At 57.4% G+C, this 16,419-nt stretch carries 15 protein-coding genes; 1 reads left to right on the forward strand and 14 read right to left on the reverse strand.

The features are described from left to right. Positions 1-23: 23 nt before the first annotated feature. The 10 genes from glk to OKW35_RS31145 all read right to left on the reverse strand — a co-directional run bounded on the left by glk (position 24) and on the right by OKW35_RS31145 (position 12,349). Positions 24-1,040 (reverse strand): glucokinase, encoded by a 1,017-nt coding sequence (glk, locus tag OKW35_RS31100; protein WP_429554088.1) that lies wholly within the window; start codon positions 1,038-1,040, stop codon positions 24-26. An 80-nt stretch (positions 1,041-1,120) separates the two neighbouring features. Beyond that, the gene (locus OKW35_RS31105) at positions 1,121-2,134 is read right to left on the reverse strand and encodes a sugar phosphate isomerase/epimerase family protein (RefSeq protein WP_429554089.1); all 1,014 of its coding nucleotides are present in this window, start codon (positions 2,132-2,134) and stop codon (positions 1,121-1,123) included. Between the two features lie 65 nt (positions 2,135-2,199). After that, positions 2,200-3,360: a Gfo/Idh/MocA family protein gene (locus OKW35_RS31110; protein ID WP_429554090.1), complete on the reverse strand. Its 1,161-nt coding sequence runs from the start codon at positions 3,358-3,360 to the stop codon at positions 2,200-2,202. 25 nt (positions 3,361-3,385) lie between these two features. After that, positions 3,386-4,615, reverse strand: a complete 1,230-nt coding sequence (locus OKW35_RS31115; protein WP_429554091.1) for a lactonase family protein — start codon at positions 4,613-4,615, stop codon at positions 3,386-3,388. Continuing rightward, entirely contained in the window at positions 4,612-5,736 is a 1,125-nt protein-coding gene (locus tag OKW35_RS31120) for a sugar phosphate isomerase/epimerase family protein (RefSeq protein WP_429554092.1), read from the reverse strand. The genes OKW35_RS31115 and OKW35_RS31120 overlap by 4 nt, the downstream gene beginning before the upstream one ends. Then, positions 5,737-6,204 carry a C-glycoside deglycosidase beta subunit domain-containing protein gene (locus OKW35_RS31125; RefSeq protein WP_429554093.1) on the reverse strand — a complete coding sequence of 156 codons (468 nt, stop codon included), beginning with the start codon at positions 6,202-6,204 and terminating at the stop codon, positions 5,737-5,739. It lies immediately after the preceding gene. Positions 6,205-6,308: 104 nt separating this feature from the next. Further along, positions 6,309-7,595: an MFS transporter gene (locus OKW35_RS31130; RefSeq protein WP_429554094.1), complete on the reverse strand. Its 1,287-nt coding sequence runs from the start codon at positions 7,593-7,595 to the stop codon at positions 6,309-6,311. Positions 7,596-7,750: 155 nt separating this feature from the next. Beyond that, complete coding sequence (locus OKW35_RS31135; RefSeq protein WP_429554095.1) at positions 7,751-8,878, reverse strand: porin; 1,128 nt, start codon at positions 8,876-8,878, stop codon at positions 7,751-7,753. A gap of 458 nt (positions 8,879-9,336) precedes the next feature. Then, positions 9,337-10,551, reverse strand: coding sequence for an ROK family transcriptional regulator (locus OKW35_RS31140; protein WP_429554096.1), 1,215 nt, complete (start codon positions 10,549-10,551; stop codon positions 9,337-9,339). A 130-nt stretch (positions 10,552-10,681) separates the two neighbouring features. Continuing rightward, a complete protein-coding gene (locus OKW35_RS31145; protein ID WP_429554097.1) occupies positions 10,682-12,349 on the reverse strand; it encodes a GMC oxidoreductase in 1,668 nt (555 codons plus the stop codon). 280 nt (positions 12,350-12,629) lie between these two features. Between OKW35_RS31145 and OKW35_RS31150 the strand changes: the two genes are divergently transcribed. After that, on the forward strand, positions 12,630-12,836 hold the full coding sequence (locus OKW35_RS31150) for a hypothetical protein (protein ID WP_429554098.1): 207 nt from the start codon (positions 12,630-12,632) through the stop codon (positions 12,834-12,836). Positions 12,837-13,477: 641 nt separating this feature from the next. Here OKW35_RS31150 and tnpC read toward each other — a convergent pair. Genes tnpC through OKW35_RS31170 form a run of 4 tightly spaced genes read right to left on the reverse strand, consistent with a single transcriptional unit; the run spans position 13,478 to position 16,373 of the window. After that, positions 13,478-15,058 (reverse strand): IS66 family transposase, encoded by a 1,581-nt coding sequence (gene tnpC, locus OKW35_RS31155; RefSeq protein WP_429552617.1) that lies wholly within the window; start codon positions 15,056-15,058, stop codon positions 13,478-13,480. Between the two features lie 30 nt (positions 15,059-15,088). Continuing rightward, positions 15,089-15,445, reverse strand: a complete 357-nt coding sequence (tnpB, locus tag OKW35_RS31160) for an IS66 family insertion sequence element accessory protein TnpB (protein ID WP_167368694.1) — start codon at positions 15,443-15,445, stop codon at positions 15,089-15,091. Beyond that, positions 15,421-15,954, reverse strand: a complete 534-nt coding sequence (locus tag OKW35_RS31165; protein WP_429551151.1) for a transposase — start codon at positions 15,952-15,954, stop codon at positions 15,421-15,423. Before OKW35_RS31165 ends, tnpB begins: the two co-directional genes overlap by 25 nt. Before the next feature lie 41 nt (positions 15,955-15,995). Further along, entirely contained in the window at positions 15,996-16,373 is a 378-nt protein-coding gene (locus OKW35_RS31170; protein WP_429554099.1) for an RDD family protein, read from the reverse strand. Positions 16,374-16,419: the final 46 nt, after the last annotated feature.

The raw sequence follows: 16,419 nt of genomic DNA on the forward strand, positions 1-16,419 counted from the left end.
CGACACCGTTCTGACGGAAGGTATCAGTGCGCTGACTGCTGCGCCAGAATTGCAGCGATGCCCACGAAGGCGGGGTAGTCGGCTGTAATCCGGTACGTTGGGATACGCTTAAGATACTCGTTGAACCGCCCTTTGTTTTCGAAGCTGCGACGAAATACAGACGTATTAAATTGAGTGCCGAGCTTCTGTACGACGCCACCACCGATAAAGATGCCGGCCTTCGCGCCCAGTGTGAGCGCGAGATTCCCAGCCAGGTTGCCGAGTATTGAGCAGAAGCAAGCGACCGTATCCAGCGCGTGCAAATCACCGGCCTGCGCGAGTCGCGTGACCTCGGCCGGAACGACTGTGCGGCCGTCCTTACGATGCAGCGCCGCCAACGCACTATGAATAACACTGAGTCCGGGGCCAGCGGCAACTCGTTCAAACGAGACGTGGGTCCAGTTTTTCTTTGCGTACGCGAGGACCATTTCCTGGCGTTCGTCGACCGGAGAGAACGATGCATGGCCGCCTTCGCTCGCGAGTGGCACCCATCCATTTCCTGTTCGAACAAGGCCTGAGACTCCGAGCCCCGTGCCAGGTCCCAGAAGCCCAATCGGTTCATTCGCGGTTGGCTCGCCCAACCCAAACTTAACGTAGTCCGTCTCACACAATCCCGGCAGTGCCATGGCGAGGGCCGTGAAGTCGTTGACAACCGTGAGACGAGCCAGGGAAAGCGTCGCGCGCATTTCCGCTCTGGAGAACGCCCAGTCCAGGTTTGTCATCTGAACCATATCGTCGTCCACTGGATTGGCAATCGCGATGCCGGCATTTTGGACGTGAGGGGTGCCCATGTCCGCGAGGTATTGCTTGGTGGCCTCCGTTACGCCGGCAAAGCTTGCACATGGATAGACGCGAATGTCCGTGACGGCGCCCGGCCGCCGTTCTAGCGCAAAGCGTGCGTTTGTCCCGCCGATGTCCGCAAGCAACCGGGGACCATCCGCATACTCTGGGGCCGCGACAAGTTTGTCCGGTCCCGCGGTTGAAGCGAAGTGAGTGTTCATAAGTTGTGCAGTGTCGGATTTGATGCTGCTGACCTTGCAAGGCCCAAGCTGTTCAGGAATCGTGGGGTCTTGGACAGTTATTAACCCGGTCCGAAAGCTGCGTCGAACCTCGCCGCGGAGGGCTGCCACAACAGCGAGCGAACAAACTTCACCGCCTCAGCTGCGCCTTCCTTCCGCTCCATACCGGCGTCTTCCCATTCGATTGAGATGGGTCCCTTGTACCCAATCGACCGTAGTGCACGGAATGAATCCTCCCAGGGCACGTCACCATGCCCGGTGCTTACGAAGTCCCATCCCCGACGCGGGTCTCCCCAGGAAAGGTGAGACCCCAGCACACCCGCCCGGCCATTTCTGGGACGCAGTCGAGTGTCTTTGCAGTCCACGTGATAGATGCGGTCCTTGAAATCGAGAATGAAACCGACGGGGTCGACGTTCTGCCACATCATGTGCGACGGGTCCCAATTGAAACCGAATGCTTTCCGTTGGTCGATTGCTTCCAACGTCCGGACGCTCGACCAGTAGTCGTATGCGATTTCGCTTGGATGGACTTCGTGAGCGAATCGGACGCCCTCTGCGTCGAAGACGTCAAGAATCGGATTCCACCGGTTCGCGAAGTCCTCGAAACCTGCGTCGATGACCGACTCCGGGACTGGCGGAAACATCGCCACGTATGGCCAGATTTTCGAGCCAGTGAAGCCCACTACAGTGTCGATACCAAGCTTGCGAGCTATCTGTGCCGTGAGCTTGAGTTCATCAGCGGCGCGCGTTCTGACGCCTTCTGCTTCGCCATCGCCCCAGACCCTCGAGCGGACGATTGCCTGGTGCCTGAAGTCGATGGGGTCATCGCACACTGCTTGCCCGGTGAGATGGTTCGAGATAGCGAAGAGCTGAAGGTTGTTGCGGTCAAGAATTTCGCGACGGCTATCGAGGTAGGTCTGGTCCTCGGCAGCTCGCCAGATGTCTAGATGGTCACCGGAGCATGCCAGTTCGAGGCCGTCATAACCCCAACTGGAAGCGAGCTTCGCTACCTCTTCGAGGGGAAGGTCAGCCCATTGCCCCGTGAACAAGGTCACAGGCGTGTTTGCGTTTTTCATTGATTCTCCGTTCAATGCAGAATCCGTAATCGAGTGAAGCGGTAATGCGGGTGCAGGCGAGACGCTTAATTGGACGCGCTCGCCACGTCGACCCACATGCCTGATTTCGCGGACGTGACCACGGCATCGACAATCCGCGAAGACCGGACTCCGTCGGCGAAGGTCGGAAGGCCGTCTCTTTGCTCTCCACACACGCTCGCGTAGGTATCAGCCACGAAGTTCTCAAAACACTGGGCATAGCCTTGCGCATGACCAGGAGGCAGCGTCGACAAGCGCCGTTGCTCCGGTGACCCGGAGGAAGGGCTTCGGTGCAGGATTTGCGCTGAGTCTTCCGACCCAATCCAGACGGTCTCGGGGTTTTCCTGGTCGAAAACCGCAGATTGCTTTTCGCCATCGAATTCAAACCACAGGCGGTTCTTGCGTCCCGCAGAAACCTGCGAGACCGTCACCGAGCCAAGCACACCCGAGACAGTTCGGAACAGGACGGCTGCCGCATCCTCGGTGTCAACGGCCTTCATTGTTGTATCAGCCGAACCGCTTCCGAATGTCGAAGTGGATGTCGCGGGGCGCTCCGGAACCGTTGTTGACATGGCGGCGCACAGTGATGCGATTCTTTCTCCCGTGACAAACTCCATGAGGTCGCACCAGTGAGAGCCAATATCAGCGAAGGTTCGGGATGGGCCGCCTTGCGCTAAGTCGACGCGCCAGCTCGTGGCGAACGGCGACAGCAGCCAGTCCTGAAGATAGCTGCCGTGCAGGAGCTGCCATCGTCCGAATTCGCCCGAAACAGCTCTAGCCCGGATTTCGCGCACGAGAGGATGGAACCGATAGACGAACGGTACGGTAGCCACCCGATTTCGGCTCTGTGCCAGGTCATAAAGACGGTGCGCGGTTGCACTGTTCACAGCGAGCGGCTTCTCGCAAATGACATGCGAGCCGACATCGATAGCCGCTTCTACGTGCTCAGCGTGCAGAGCATTTGGACTGCACACGTGGACAAGGTCTGGAGCGAGCGCTTTTAGCTCATCCAGTGACCTAATCGGTGCGGTTTTCCAACGGCCGGCGATTGCCTCAGAGCGCTCCGGTGTGGAAGCCATCGCGCCGACGATTTCGGCTCCCGCGAGAAGCGCCGCGCGACGATGTACTTCTCCAATCATCCCGGTGCCGATAATAGCGACGCGAAGGGTGGACCTGCCGTCAACGCGCGATGTGTCTGGTTGCTGCATGATAAAAACCACTATGGTTGCGCGATTACTCGCTGGGAGCCAATGCGACAAACTCGATGAACGCGGGGTCGCCGACGGACGCTTCTGTTAGGAGATGAAGGCTTCCGTTTGAACGGTCTACCGCATAAGACTTGACGAGGTTTGCCGGCCTGTCCGCGACGAGCACGAAGTTTCCCGTGGGGTCGAACGCAAAGCTCCTGGCGGCGAGCCCGGGATGTATGGACTTGCTGATGGAGACATGACCACGCCGGTCTAGCTCACCATTCTTCCCAACCGCGAACCAGGCCACGGAATCCTCCCCCCGGTTGTTCACGTATACGAAGCCGCCGTCCGGATGAACGCGCACGTCTGCAGGTTCATTCAGGCCAGCGTGCTTTTCGTCGACTGTCGACACTCGGTCCAGCAGGCGCAAGCGGCCGGTGGCTGTGTCAAAGTCAAATGAAGCCAGTTCCGAGGAGAATTCGCACGTTACGAAAGCGCGTCCTGTGGACGCTTCAAATGCGACGTGTCGTGGACCGATTTCGTCCTCGAACTGGTAGATGCTTACCTGTTCGAGAGCGTCAGACATGCGATAGACATAAATTCGGTCCGTGCCTTTGTCGCACACCAGAACGAACTGGCCGCTAGGGTCGACTACTGCGCAATGAGCATGTGCACTTGACTGGGCATGGCCACCGGCCTGCGGCGACCCGTTGGGGTCTTTGCCATGACCTGGCAGCACTTTGATGTCTTGAATGCGCTCAATAAGACCATCGGCTGCGATGCCGAACATGATGACGGTCGAGTCGTCGTAGACGTACTCGGTTCCCCATCCACCGTTCGGTAATTGGACTACACGTTCAACGTGGGCGAAATCTCCGTGATTGGCGGTGACAAGAATTCTTCGGGTCTCGTCCATCGACAGATACGTCGGCATCGGACCCGGGGCCAGGTGAGAATTCAGCCATGTGAGCCGACCGTCGGTCGGGCTCACCGAGAATGCGTGAACGCTGGCTGCAGGGCCTACGGGCCCACGACCATCAGTCTTGCGTTCATCCACCGCATACAACGCCCCCAGTGAGGGCGAGTAGACTAGATAGCCAGCCTGTTGGGGCTCAGTTACCCCGCTTGTCTCAGTGAGGCTACGACCATCGGCGCTGACATCAAATACGTGAATGCCACCGGACTCACGTCCGTCAGTGGCATAACAGCCCACATACGCCACCAATCTCGCAGATGATTGGGTTTTCGACTCAGTCATTGCAGACTCGCTCATTGGCTCAAGAGGCGGCCCAGCATCTCCTGATGCCGGCGAACCTGGTCAATTTCGCTCATCATGTCTTCGCGGCCACGGTCCTGATAGTAGCGCTGACCTTCATATTCGGAGTTAATGTAACCGTCGAAGCCACCGTCCTTCAGCGCTGAAATCGCGGACTCATAGTCAATGGCGATATCCTGAAACTGTCCATTCTTCCCAGGAACAGGGGACATGTTGTAGAACTTGCCGTGAACGCCGACCACATTGCCGGCGATTTGCCGAAGCGTGTCCGGCGATGTCCGAGAGAGCATCAGTGCCTCGGCAACGACGGCATAATCGAGCTCTTGCGGGTTATCCAGCTGCTCATCAGCGAAACGCTTTACTCCGTCGAAGACTGATGCGATGCCGTCGTCGCGCTCCCCCGTCTTAAGATATCGGGTGAAAGCCGAACGCACGTTTCCTGCGGTGTAGTTCATCACATCGCGCACATCGAAGGGCACGTCGCCCGAGTCAATCTTCTTCGCGAGTTCGACCGACGCTTCGCATGCAGCCGGCTGCGCACCTTTTCGTTCGAAGGAGCCGAGCAACGCCTCTGAGGGACGGGTCTGGAAAATGCCCAGGTCCGGTACGATGCCAAGATGCCTGGTACCTGTCTTGGCGACGTAGTCCAGAATCTCGGTGACCTGCTGTCCCTCGAGCCGCATTGGCTGATGGATTTCCTTGCCGAGCCGGATGTCGAGCGATTCGGCCAGGGGCAGCGCGCTAATCAGGATTTCGATGGGCACTACTGAGAGCACTCGAACGTTCTTGAAGCCAAGCGACTTCGCCAGACGGATATCGTGGCGTAGGCGGTCCGCACACTCTTCGTAGGTCATTACGTGGTCACGGAACTGGAGGACGTCCATACCCACGTCCATCGTAACCGGCGTAGTTCCGTACTTCTCCATCCAGCCGAACCATTGGGCGGTGAAGGCGTCACCCGGATTCGGGTAGCGAAGGGACATTTCATCGATGATTTCAACGCCGTCCGCGCCATGAAGGTTGTCTCCGACTTCGCGAATTTGTGCTTCCAAATCCAGTTCCTTGAAGAACTGCGATTGCTGGTAGCTGTAAAGCGAAACACCACGTTTAATAGCCATTTAAACCTTCTCCTGCGCATTCAGCTTCAATCGGTACGTCACGATTTGAGGTGCCTTGTCCGAACCTGCACCCGAGCCGGGCGTGGGAGGATTGCGTACCCACTCTTCGTCGGTGGGCAAGTACCCATATGCCGCGAGCACTGATTGTTGAAAGCGAATAATGTGTTCGCCTTCGGAAAGGCCGCCCGGCGCGCTCACGTGCAGAATGGCCTCGTCATCGTAGTCCCAGTGCTCATGCACCGCCGTACGGATTTCGTTGAAGCCACGAGCCGCTTGCCCGTTGATTTCGAACGATTGAGCGCTGACCGGATAGTCAACGCCATCAACCGAAATGTAGTAACCGTTGTGGAGCGACAGATAGCAGCCGCGATAATTTGCGTGCCGCACGGCGAGCGTAAATCCGATGGTCTTTCCGTCCTTCTCCTCGTTGCGAAGACTGTCTGGACGAATCAAAAAGGTGTCAAACATTCTGGGTACCTCGTTCAAATATGATTGTTGCGGCGAGACGGTCCGGAGCAAACACGGCGCTGCCTCAAGGTGCTTCGGCGTCGCGAAGACGGGGCACGGAAGGCTTAAGCGACCGAGCCGGGTTCGAGAGGCTTATCAGCCGTGCGCGAACGGAAGAACGCAATCCAGATGACGGCAGTAATCACGGCCGAAACAATCGGAACCAGCCAGATGTAGTTCCACGCGGCGGCGCCTGCCTCTGGATGTTGAGCTACCGTTGCTCCGAAGATGGTTCCGGAGATGAAAGAGCCAGCCGCGCTACCGAAGCCAGAGATTGCGATAATTAACCAGCTCTGTGCCTGTACTTTCAGTTCGGGCGGCGCCACGGCATCAATGAACATTGCCGCGAGAATCAGGAAAAAGTCGTTGCAGATGCCATGAAGCGCCACACCAATGACCGCCAGAGACGGATGACCGTCCGCCGCCATCGCGAAGAGCACGAATCGGACGCCCCACATCCCCATACCAAGAAGCAACGCCCACTTCAGCCCGAGCTTGTGCAGCACGAATGGAACACTGATGATGAAGAGCACCTCAGACGCTTGTCCAATCGCAAGCACACCAGCTACGTTCGAAATGCCGAGCACGCCGAGATATGGCGAAGCAAACGTGTTATAGACGCCTAGTGAAATAGAAGTGAGAAACGCGCATAGAATCAATACCGCGAAGTTGCGGTCCTTGAAGAGAACGAACGACTTCGCACCGATGAGGTCTCCCATCGAAAACTTTGCCCCCTTGGCACACGGCGGGGTAGCAGGAAGTGTGAACGAATACAAGCCGAGCAACAGACTAACGACGGCAGCAAATGTGAAGACACCCGTTGATGCCGAGAGACCCATAGCTCCAACCGTCAAGCCGGCAATCACCCATCCGACCGTCGCAAACACGCGGAGGAATGGAAAGGCCTTGTCACTTTTCCCGAGATGTCGAAATGCAATCGAATTCGACAAACCAAGCGTCGGCTGAAAGCACATCATGTAGACGAAGATGACCACGAGCGTCATGTTGGCGTCGCCGGCTTTCACGAGAGATGGCAGCGTCAACATCAATGCAGCGCCCACCAGGTGTGCAAGTCCAAGCACCTTTTGGGACGCGAGGTAGCGGTCTCCAATTGCACCCAGAAAGACAGGCGACACAATGGCTGCAATCGCGCTGAGCGTGTATGCGGCACCGATGATGCCCGGCAGCTTGTAGGTCGCAAGTACCAGCCCAAGCGTGGCAAACCACGAGCCGAAAAGAATGAATTGAAGCAGCATCATCACGCTCAGGCGAAGGAACGTCACCTTCGCGAGAGGCGCGTGCTCATGATAGGAAGAGTCTGATGACGAGGTGCCGCTAGTGGCGTGAAGCATTTCGCGTCTCCGAATCATTCATTGTGTGAATGATTTACATTGTTTATATGCCTATACTATGAACGTTTCGAAACTTCATGGCAAGGTTAATGTTCGGTCCTTCGGGTTATTGCGGGGCGCTCTTAAGTGAAGGCCGTTAGCTGGCCAAGCTACCATCAGAAGTAATGCATCATGCCGATGTAAGCACCCGACTGACTGTGACCTTTGGGCGGGTTGCCGGTGGCCACAGAGTCGCCCGCAGGGTTGATTGCGAATAGCGAAAAGTTCGCGGTGCTGCTGTTTCGAACGGTTGCAAACTGGGTGCTCAGAACTGTGCGTTTTGACAGGCTGTAAGACGCGCCGACGCTATACATCGTTGCGTTGCCGCCGTTGTTGTTGGCATTGATGTGATAGGCCGCACCAGTCAACGAGAATGCAGGCGTGACTTGCCAGGTCGCCCCGCCCCAGAAATGGTCGGTTGTCGTCGGTTGACCGCCCGTCAGCGAAGCGATACCGGACGTACGCGAGGCCTGGTAGGCTGCCATGAGCTTAACCTGCCCAAGGAACACGTTCGTTGCCAAGGTGTATTCCCGGGAGTACAGGAATGGGTCGTCCAGCTTTCCGGTCGTTGGATTGCGCGTCTCGTCGTACAACCCCCGGACCTGGAACACCGAATTCGTGTAGGTGACATAGAAACCTGCATTGCGCCCCGACGACGTGGTGCCGTTGCCGTTCCAGCTGGTTGCGTTCGAGAGCGCGTACTGGCCAGTGAAGTCGAATCCACCGAACTTCGGCGAGTCGTAGTTGACAGCGTTGTTGGTGAACGGCCAGTTCCGGCCGCGCACAAGGGAGGCTGAAGCCCATGGGGATTGCCCGAATGGGTCGAAGTCCCAGACGGCATTTGAAATGAAGAGCTGATGTCCGAGCGTCAAGGTACCGTAGCTATCATTTGAGATGCCAACGGTCGAGAATCGGTTGAACAGGCCGGCGCCCGCGAGCGTGCCGTTGTTCGCAAGGAACTGCAGCTCCAGATGGAAGAGAATCTTGGTTCCTCCACCAATGTCCTCCGTGCCCTTCAATCCGAACATGCTGACTCCGCCGTCCCCGCTTTCCTGAGAGAACCGAGTTGCCGTGCCCGTCGGAGCGCCGTTCGCGTTTGGGCCGGTGGGTTGTCCGCTGACATACTCCAACCCAGCGTCAATTCGACCATACATCTGTACGCTGCTTTGAGCCTCTGCTAACCCCGGAGTAACAGCGGTCGCTGCAATCACAGAGCCAGCTAGTAAGGACTTCTTATTGAACATGTTTCGTCTCCGCCTGTCTTTGTAAGGCTCATGGGTTTTCGTAAAACCAGACAAATAAATCGTTGTACTAATCGAAAAAGACGCTTTCACGAAAATGGTTTGCGTCTGTACACACGACTTATCGCTCGCACGCGCGTTCGCAGCGTGCGGCTCAGAAAATCAAGTGGAGTTGAGTGCGATTTAGAATTTTGGTCGCGCACGCGTTCGCTGTGCCTACGACCAGTTCTGCTGCAAGAGCGTCTCACTCCAAGTTTTTTTCTGGGAGCTGAGTCACGGCTCCTTGCCTTGGAGACTAAGTTAGCATTGTCCGAATCATTTGCGCAATATATTTATATTATCGTTCATTTTGTGAATGATTTACGCGCTAACAGACCATATTTTGTTAGTAAAAACCCTTAATTATTCGAATTTATTCAAATAGGCTTTCAGGGAGACCGAGCTTTGACACGGGCGGCGTGTCAGGATGCCGCGCCCATCCAACCAGGCAATTCGCTAACGCCTTGCCCAAGTTCTGACATGATTGCAGCGACCCCGCCGAGCGATGTCGCATCCGCAATCAGTGCCCGCTTGAATTTGATGGAAGGGCAAAACGCCGGCACGTTGTTCTCTTCAATCGAAGAATGCAGGCTATCAAATACCAGCGGACCGGCTTCTGACAGGACGCCTCCGACAGCAACGACGCTCGGCGCCAGGATTTTGGACATATTGGCCAAAGCTCGCCCGAGGTTGCGACCCGCCTCATAGAGCACGCGCTGACACGCGGGGTCACCATCCTTGGCGCTTTCAATCACTTCGACCAACGAGCGCTTCGGGCTCTCTGACCCTTGGAGTGCCGCCAGGATGGAGCGCTCCGATGCAAGTGTCGACAAACACCCCCGGCTACCGCAGAAGCACACGGGACCTGTTTGCTCGATAACGATATGCCCAATTTCTAGCGCCATGCCGTTTCCGCCGTGATGGATTTTGCCGTCAATGACGAGTCCACCGCCGATGCCGCCGGAACAGGTGACATACAGGAAACAATCCGAACCACGACCCGTACCCCAAGTCCACTCGGCCAGTGCGGCAAGGTTGGCGTCGTTGTCCACCACGACCGGGACCCCAAGCGCTTCCTTGATGACTTGTGCGATAGGCACGTTTCGCCAGACAGGCATCCGGTTCGCTGCCCATGGTGCGATAGAGCCTGATACACGGTCGATGGGGGCCTGGATTGCGATGGAGACGCCTGCCAGGTCCGAGACAGCGACGCCGGCATCCCCGGCGAGCGTACGGATTAGCTCAATTGCCGCTTCCGGACTGGCACCCGGTCGGTCGTCCTTGAGCAATTTTCGAGTGCGATTCGTTCGGGTGCCCTTCGCAAAATTGAAGACCGAACCTTGCACAGACTCAGGGCCTGCGCAGATAGAAACGATTGCCCCCTGCTTCGGGACGAGCTGAACCAGGGCTTCCCGCCCGTTTATCCACTGAACATCCGCGACACCATCGGCTCGCAAAGCCTGGACGATGTTGTTGACCGTGGCAGGGGCCAGACCGGTTCGGCGCGCGATGGCCGCCTGCGAAGAGGGGCCGTCGCTGCGAAGCACGTCGAGCACGTGTTGGACGTTCGCACCGCGTGCTCCGCGCCGTGCCGACGACGTTGTCTCTTCGGTGGTTTCTATTTTGGTTTTGGGCATGAGCCCATAGTACCGTTTGGAAAATGAACAATCAAGGCAGGCCGCCGCCTGCGACTATGCATAATCCGATGAGACGGGGCAGCGCAACCTACTTCGTTGTTCCGGCACTCAACGACGCAAGCGATAGCTGTTACAGGCGTCCAGACTTGTACTGGTCGGCGATGTATTCACATGCGCGAACGGTCAGCGCCATTGCCGTGAGCGTAGCCCCCGAGCAACCTCCTGACGGGAACGAACTTGCATCAGTTACGAACAGATTCGGAACGTCCCAGGATTGGTTGTAGGAGTTCAGTACCGACTTGCTCGGGTCTGCCCCCATCCGCACGCCACCTGTTTCATGAATTGCGGCCCCCATCGACATGCTCTTGGTGAAGCTTTTCCGAAAGAGGAACCGGCTAAACGCATCGGCTTCCGGGAAAGCACCTTCGCCGCTCTCCTCGAGCCCCAACGATGAACCATTGAATTCGATTGCCAGGCCGGCACTTTCTATCATTTCTTTGATGGCCCGTGTCTGCTCCCGGAGCATGGAGGCTTCGTTCTGTGTCATCGAGCAGGAAATGTGCGGGACCGGGAGCCCCCAGGCATCTTTTTTTCCGCTATTCAGCGTGACGCAGTTTTGATAATGCGGCAACATCTCGCCGAATCCCATCACTCCGAATTTCGCCGGCTTATCTTCGCGCGCAAACAGCCTGCCTATCGTCCCCTGATAGCCAAAGCCTCGTGCGAAGTTCGTATTGGTGATGCGGTCGAGGTTCTCGTATCGGGGGATGTAGACGCCACCTGACACGCCATAGAACGGGTCGGCCGGAAGCGTATCGTCCAGTTCGAAGCCTTTAACACCCGGAACCGAGCCGATGATAAGGCTAGGCACCTGGTCCATAAAGTACCGCCCTAGGACGCCAGAACTATTCCCAAGGCCGTTGGGATGCTTTGACGACGTTGAGCTCAGCAACAGACGAGACGACTCAATCGTGGAAGCACAAACCACGACAACATTTGCGGTCACTGCTTCGACCTGCTTTGTCAGCCGGTCAATGAACTCAGCCCCGGTTGCTTTTCCGTTCGACGGGTCAGTGGTAATGCGTTTCACGACTGCGTCGGTACGGACGGTGAGGCGACCCGTGCTTCTGGCGGCAAGAATGGGCTGGGGAACGCGTTTGATATTCGGCGGCATGTACCGCCAAGCGATTGCCGTACGCTCGGGCCATCTCGTTTCCGTTTTGGCTTTGAATTGCTTTTCGGCGACAGTCAGTTTTGATGGCCCTACGAACTTGCCGTCGGGGACGTTCCGAACGTGGTCCGGACACCCGTAGATGCCTAGGAACTCTTCAACCTTTTCGTAGTATGGCGCGAGGTCTTCATAGCATATCGGCCAGTCCTCGCCGAATCCATCACGACTCGCTGCCTTGAAATCGTAGTCCGACCAGCGCATTAACACACGGCCAAATGTATGAAGCCGTCCTCCGAGTTGCTTGCCACGAATCCACAAGAAGGGACTGTCGTCCGGAGTACTGTACGGATTCTCCCGGTCATTGACGAAGAGATGCCGCAGTTGCTTGCCGTAAAACGCGACCTTCGACTGAATGGGCTGGCCGGTGACAGCTGCCCGAGCACGTGCCCAAAGCTGAATGCCTTTCTCCCGAGGACCTTTGAAGTCGGTCTTGAAATCGTCCTCAGTCACATTCCTGCCTGCCTCCAGAACCAGGACTTCCAGTCCCTGCTCCGTAAGCTCTTTGGCCGCGAAACTTCCTGCAGCCCCTGAACCAATAACCAATGCGTCGTAGTGCTTCTTGTCCATCTCGCCATCCTTTAGTGTGAGTCTCAGAGGGCGAAACCTTCCATTTTGATGCTATCGCCCTGTCTCCGTGGCGTATATGTACCATGCAATCCAACATATTTGCAACGATATCGGAGGAATATACACGTCAATCATTCATATTTTGAACGTTTTCAATTCGAACATGGTAACGTTCCTCATCCGCGGTGACGCTACGAGACGTAGGGCGACCTGACTGCGACGAAAATGATGGATGCATCGTTCGCGCGGCAATCGCTAAATACGGCCCGCGGAAGCCGGGATGGTCTTCCAGCAACTTCTGTTTGCCGATGAGGTGCGCGCGCTGAGCGATTTGCACATAGAACAGGTCACCGTCAGCGGCATAGAGCTGACGCTTGTGCTGCTAAATATCGGCCAGTTGTCGGAAGACGGCTCCAACCCGTTAGCCCCTTGTTTCACCTTGGTGCGCTTCAGCATTCTCTCTAGGGTGCATCTCTTGTTTCTGTGAATGCCCCTTGGTGAAGTTGAGCCCCGCCTTATCCTGAGCGGGGCCTTCAGACACGTTCCAAGCATCGTAAGATGCCCCTCGGAGCCAGCGTCGCCCGTCAGCCGTTCGCCTCAGGGCGCTAACTTCGCCACCCTGTCCGGTGTCTCAAGGCTATCCCACAGTACCGGTTATCCCGCGACCGCTGCCGTTGATGTCCGACCAGTCGCGCGGCTGCACCGCGGAGCAGGCAGCAGTATGTATACCGCGCAATAGGGGTGATGTTTTCACATGGGAAGGACGCACTCGGAATTGTGGCCGCGAGCATTAGAGATTTGGCTGAAGAAAAATTCAGGCGGACTCGCGGCGAGCAGGCGATGGAGGAAAGCTCTACGGAATTTGAAGAGGTGCGAAACCAGCGAGCAACGTGCGTCGGAGGGCTGGTTTGCTTTCCTATAGGCCAGCAAAAGAACGGGGGTGCTTCACCATAGGGAATCAAGATGTGACGGGTTGCTAGTCTATGATGAAACAAGGTATTCGTTCACGACAACAGTATTTGCTATCCGGTCATGCAGCGCCTGCCTTCGCGGATTGAACGTATGCGGTCCACGAACGACGCCACTCAGAGGTGCTCTGAAGCGTAAATTGTGTGGCAGGGAGAAGGGTCAGCGGAGATTGGCGGGCATCTTCCACGGCAACAGCGCGTCGTAGTCGTCGACGGTCTTCGCCAGTGGCAGACGTTGGAACAGCCAGGTGAGGTAGCAGTACGGGTCGATGCCGTTGGCTTTTGCCGACTCGATCAGCGAATAAAGATTCGCACTCGCATGTGCGCCAGCAACTGTATCGGCAAACAGGAAGCTTTTGCGTGCGACGACAAACGGGCGAATGGAATTTTCGCAGGGATTGTTCGATATGGGCCAGTTGCCGTTCTCGACGTAACGGATCAGCTTGGGCCACTGCCCATGCAGATAGGTCAGCGCCTTGCCGAGTAAACTTTGCGGCACGACGCCGGGCGACTGTTCGAGCATCAGCTTTTCGATGGTATCGAGTACGCGCGCACTGTATCGTCGTCGCAATCGCTGTCGTCGTTCAGCCGGCCACGTTTCACTGCGCGCCTCCGCTGCGAACAGCTTGCCGATCAGTTTGATGAAGCGTGTGGCGAGCAGATCGGGGGAGCGGGCCGCCTTGGGCACGTTATCTTCGGCCTTGACCAGATACCGTCTCGCATGAGCCCAGCATCCGAGATGCACGAGCTGATACTGTTGCGCGATGCCGTTGTAGGGCTCGTATCCGTCGGTCATCAGAACCGCACCCTTGCGAATGCCGGCGAACAGTTTGTCGGCCAGCTTCGCGCCGCGACCAGCCGTATAGGCGAAACAGCGGATAGGCGTTCCCGATCCGGTCATTTGCGCCCAGAGATAGCTTTTCGTTTGCGGCTTGCGCCCTTCTTCCTTCAGGACCTGGAACGTCGTCTCGTCGCAGTAGATCACGTCAGCATCGAGCAACGCGTCGCGCATCAGATTGATAACGGGCTGCGTCGCGTGACCGACGCGGACCATGCTCGCGGCGAGCGTGTTCGACGAGATGTCGCCACCGAAGCGTCGCAGCAGACCAGCCTGGCGATAGATCGGCATGCCGAACTGATACTTGCCGGTGGCGACCCACGCGAGTGCCGATTCCGTCAGCAGCCCACGCGGGATGATGCGCGCCGGCGCCGGCGTAACCTTGATGCCGAGGTCGCAGCACGGACAGGCATATTTGACGCGCTGGTGCTGGATGACTCGAACCTGCTCGGGGATCACGTCGAGCTGCTCGCTCGTTTCGACGCCGATCTCGACGAGCGCGTGTCCGTCGTGGTTGCAGAAGCGTTCGGCTTCGGGAAGTTCGTGCCGAACGACTTCGCGCGGCAGACTGGGATCGAGCGGTTTGCGATGACCGCGCTTCTTGCGCGTGTGCGCTGCGATCGTGGTTTCGCGAGTATCTTCCTGCGCGGGTGTTGCGTTCGTGCCGAGCACTTCGGCTTCATTGAACAGACCGGGCTGATCCGATGCGCGGGCTTCGCTCTTCGCGCCGAACAGCTCGCGCCGGTAAGCGCGCAGTCGTTCCTCGGCCAGGTCGCGCTCCGCAGTCACGAGACGCAGTGCGCTGCGTAACCCGTCACGCTCTGACTGAAGGGCGTCGTGCTCCTCACGTATCGCGAGGAGCGCCCTGAGTTCGTCAGCGTCGATGGTCACGTTGATCGGCATGCCACTTAGACCGGCACGCCGATGCCGTGTTCAACTCACGCGAGCATAGTGGCGTTTCGGATGCCGCTGAAGAGCAGCAATGTCGGCACCTTCGAGAAGCCAGTGCAGCAGATCGACGGTCAACGTCACGACTTCGGTTTTGCTGTCAGGCCAGACGAAGCGATCATTGGCCTCGAGTCTCTTGAGCATCAGCCAGAAACCGTTGTGCTGCCAACCCAGGATCTTGACGCGATCGCATCGCCGGTTGGTAAAAACGTAGAGCGAGGAATCCATCGGATTCAGGCGCATCGCCTGTTCGACGAGAATCGACAGACTGTTCATTCCGTACCGGAAGTCGACGGGATCGCGGTGCAGGTATACCGTCAGCTTTTCGTCGAACCGGAACACGGCATCCTCCCGAACATCTGGACCACGGTGCTCAGCTCGTCGATGCTCGCTGCACTGAGATCGAGCTCCACGCCGTTCGACAGACATACATGCAGTGAGAGCGTCATCGGCGGTGCCGGAGATACGGGTGGTGGCGGCAGTGCCGGTGGTAGTGGCACGACAGGAATAAATGCAGAGGAGGATTCTGCCGGCGCGGGCCGCTTACGTGAATCCGGCATATCGATGGCTTTGCCATCCATTACTTCGACTGCGGGTGGTGATGGGGCGCGCTCGTCGGCGTCGTCCTTCAGCGATGCCAATGAGATGCCTTTCTCACGCTCCATCAGGTACTTCGTAGTCCATTTGCGCAGCAGGTTGGCGTTGATCCCATGCTCCTGTGCCAGACGGGCTACCGACACGCCCGGGCGCAATGCAGCCTCGACCAGCGCGCGCTTACCGTTTTCGTCATAGCGACGGCGCCCGTCGCGGCTTAGACGAACTACTCTTAACTCTGAGTCATTGCCAGCCATTGGTGTCCACCTCCACGTAGGTGGACACCAATGCTCCTCGCTCATGCCGCCAGCCGATAGACGTCGAAGATGGACCGCTTACGATTGAACGGAACCCATAGAAATCCCGCTCCGCACGTCGCGAAGGTAAGCATGTAGCCCGCTGTGCGCAAGAAAGCTTGCCTGACCGTCATTGGCTGACCTGTATCCGCATCCACGATTCGCAATCGCAAGACGCGCTTACCGGGAGACGTGCCCCATACGGCCCAAAGAATGCCAGTCACGAGAATCGGGACACACTGGCCTACCAGCAGCCATAGGACAAGGGTCGAAGCAAAGGCGCCAGGCGCCAGGCGCCAGCAGCAGGTCTTGAGTTGACGGTCCGAGAGGCACAAAGAGCACAATGACGGTCCACCAAAGCGAATCAATGAACAAGGCACGGGCGCGCTGGGAATAGGTGGCGTAGCGCATGGTAATGTCGGATTC

Source organism: Paraburkholderia sp. MM5477-R1, assembly GCF_050436385.1.
GTDB lineage: Bacteria > Pseudomonadota > Gammaproteobacteria > Burkholderiales > Burkholderiaceae > Paraburkholderia > Paraburkholderia tuberum.

Excerpts from the sequence above, each read along its gene's own strand:
- glk (WP_429554088.1), bottom strand. The coding sequence starts at position 1,040 with ATGAACACTCACTTCGCTTCAACCGCGGGACCGGACAAACTTGTCGCG.
- OKW35_RS31105 (WP_429554089.1), bottom strand. The coding sequence starts at position 2,134 with ATGAAAAACGCAAACACGCCTGTGACCTTGTTCACGGGGCAATGGGCT.
- OKW35_RS31110 (WP_429554090.1), bottom strand. The coding sequence starts at position 3,360 with ATGCAGCAACCAGACACATCGCGCGTTGACGGCAGGTCCACCCTTCGC.
- OKW35_RS31115 (WP_429554091.1), bottom strand. The coding sequence starts at position 4,615 with ATGAGCGAGTCTGCAATGACTGAGTCGAAAACCCAATCATCTGCGAGA.
- OKW35_RS31120 (WP_429554092.1), bottom strand. The coding sequence starts at position 5,736 with ATGGCTATTAAACGTGGTGTTTCGCTTTACAGCTACCAGCAATCGCAG.
- OKW35_RS31125 (WP_429554093.1), bottom strand. The coding sequence starts at position 6,204 with ATGTTTGACACCTTTTTGATTCGTCCAGACAGTCTTCGCAACGAGGAG.
- OKW35_RS31130 (WP_429554094.1), bottom strand. The coding sequence starts at position 7,595 with ATGCTTCACGCCACTAGCGGCACCTCGTCATCAGACTCTTCCTATCAT.
- OKW35_RS31135 (WP_429554095.1), bottom strand. The coding sequence starts at position 8,878 with ATGTTCAATAAGAAGTCCTTACTAGCTGGCTCTGTGATTGCAGCGACC.
- OKW35_RS31140 (WP_429554096.1), bottom strand. The coding sequence starts at position 10,551 with ATGCCCAAAACCAAAATAGAAACCACCGAAGAGACAACGTCGTCGGCA.
- OKW35_RS31145 (WP_429554097.1), bottom strand. The coding sequence starts at position 12,349 with ATGGACAAGAAGCACTACGACGCATTGGTTATTGGTTCAGGGGCTGCA.
- OKW35_RS31150 (WP_429554098.1), top strand. The coding sequence starts at position 12,630 with ATGGTCTTCCAGCAACTTCTGTTTGCCGATGAGGTGCGCGCGCTGAGC.
- tnpC (WP_429552617.1), bottom strand. The coding sequence starts at position 15,058 with ATGCCGATCAACGTGACCATCGACGCTGACGAACTCAGGGCGCTCCTC.
- OKW35_RS31165 (WP_429551151.1), bottom strand. The coding sequence starts at position 15,954 with ATGGCTGGCAATGACTCAGAGTTAAGAGTAGTTCGTCTAAGCCGCGAC.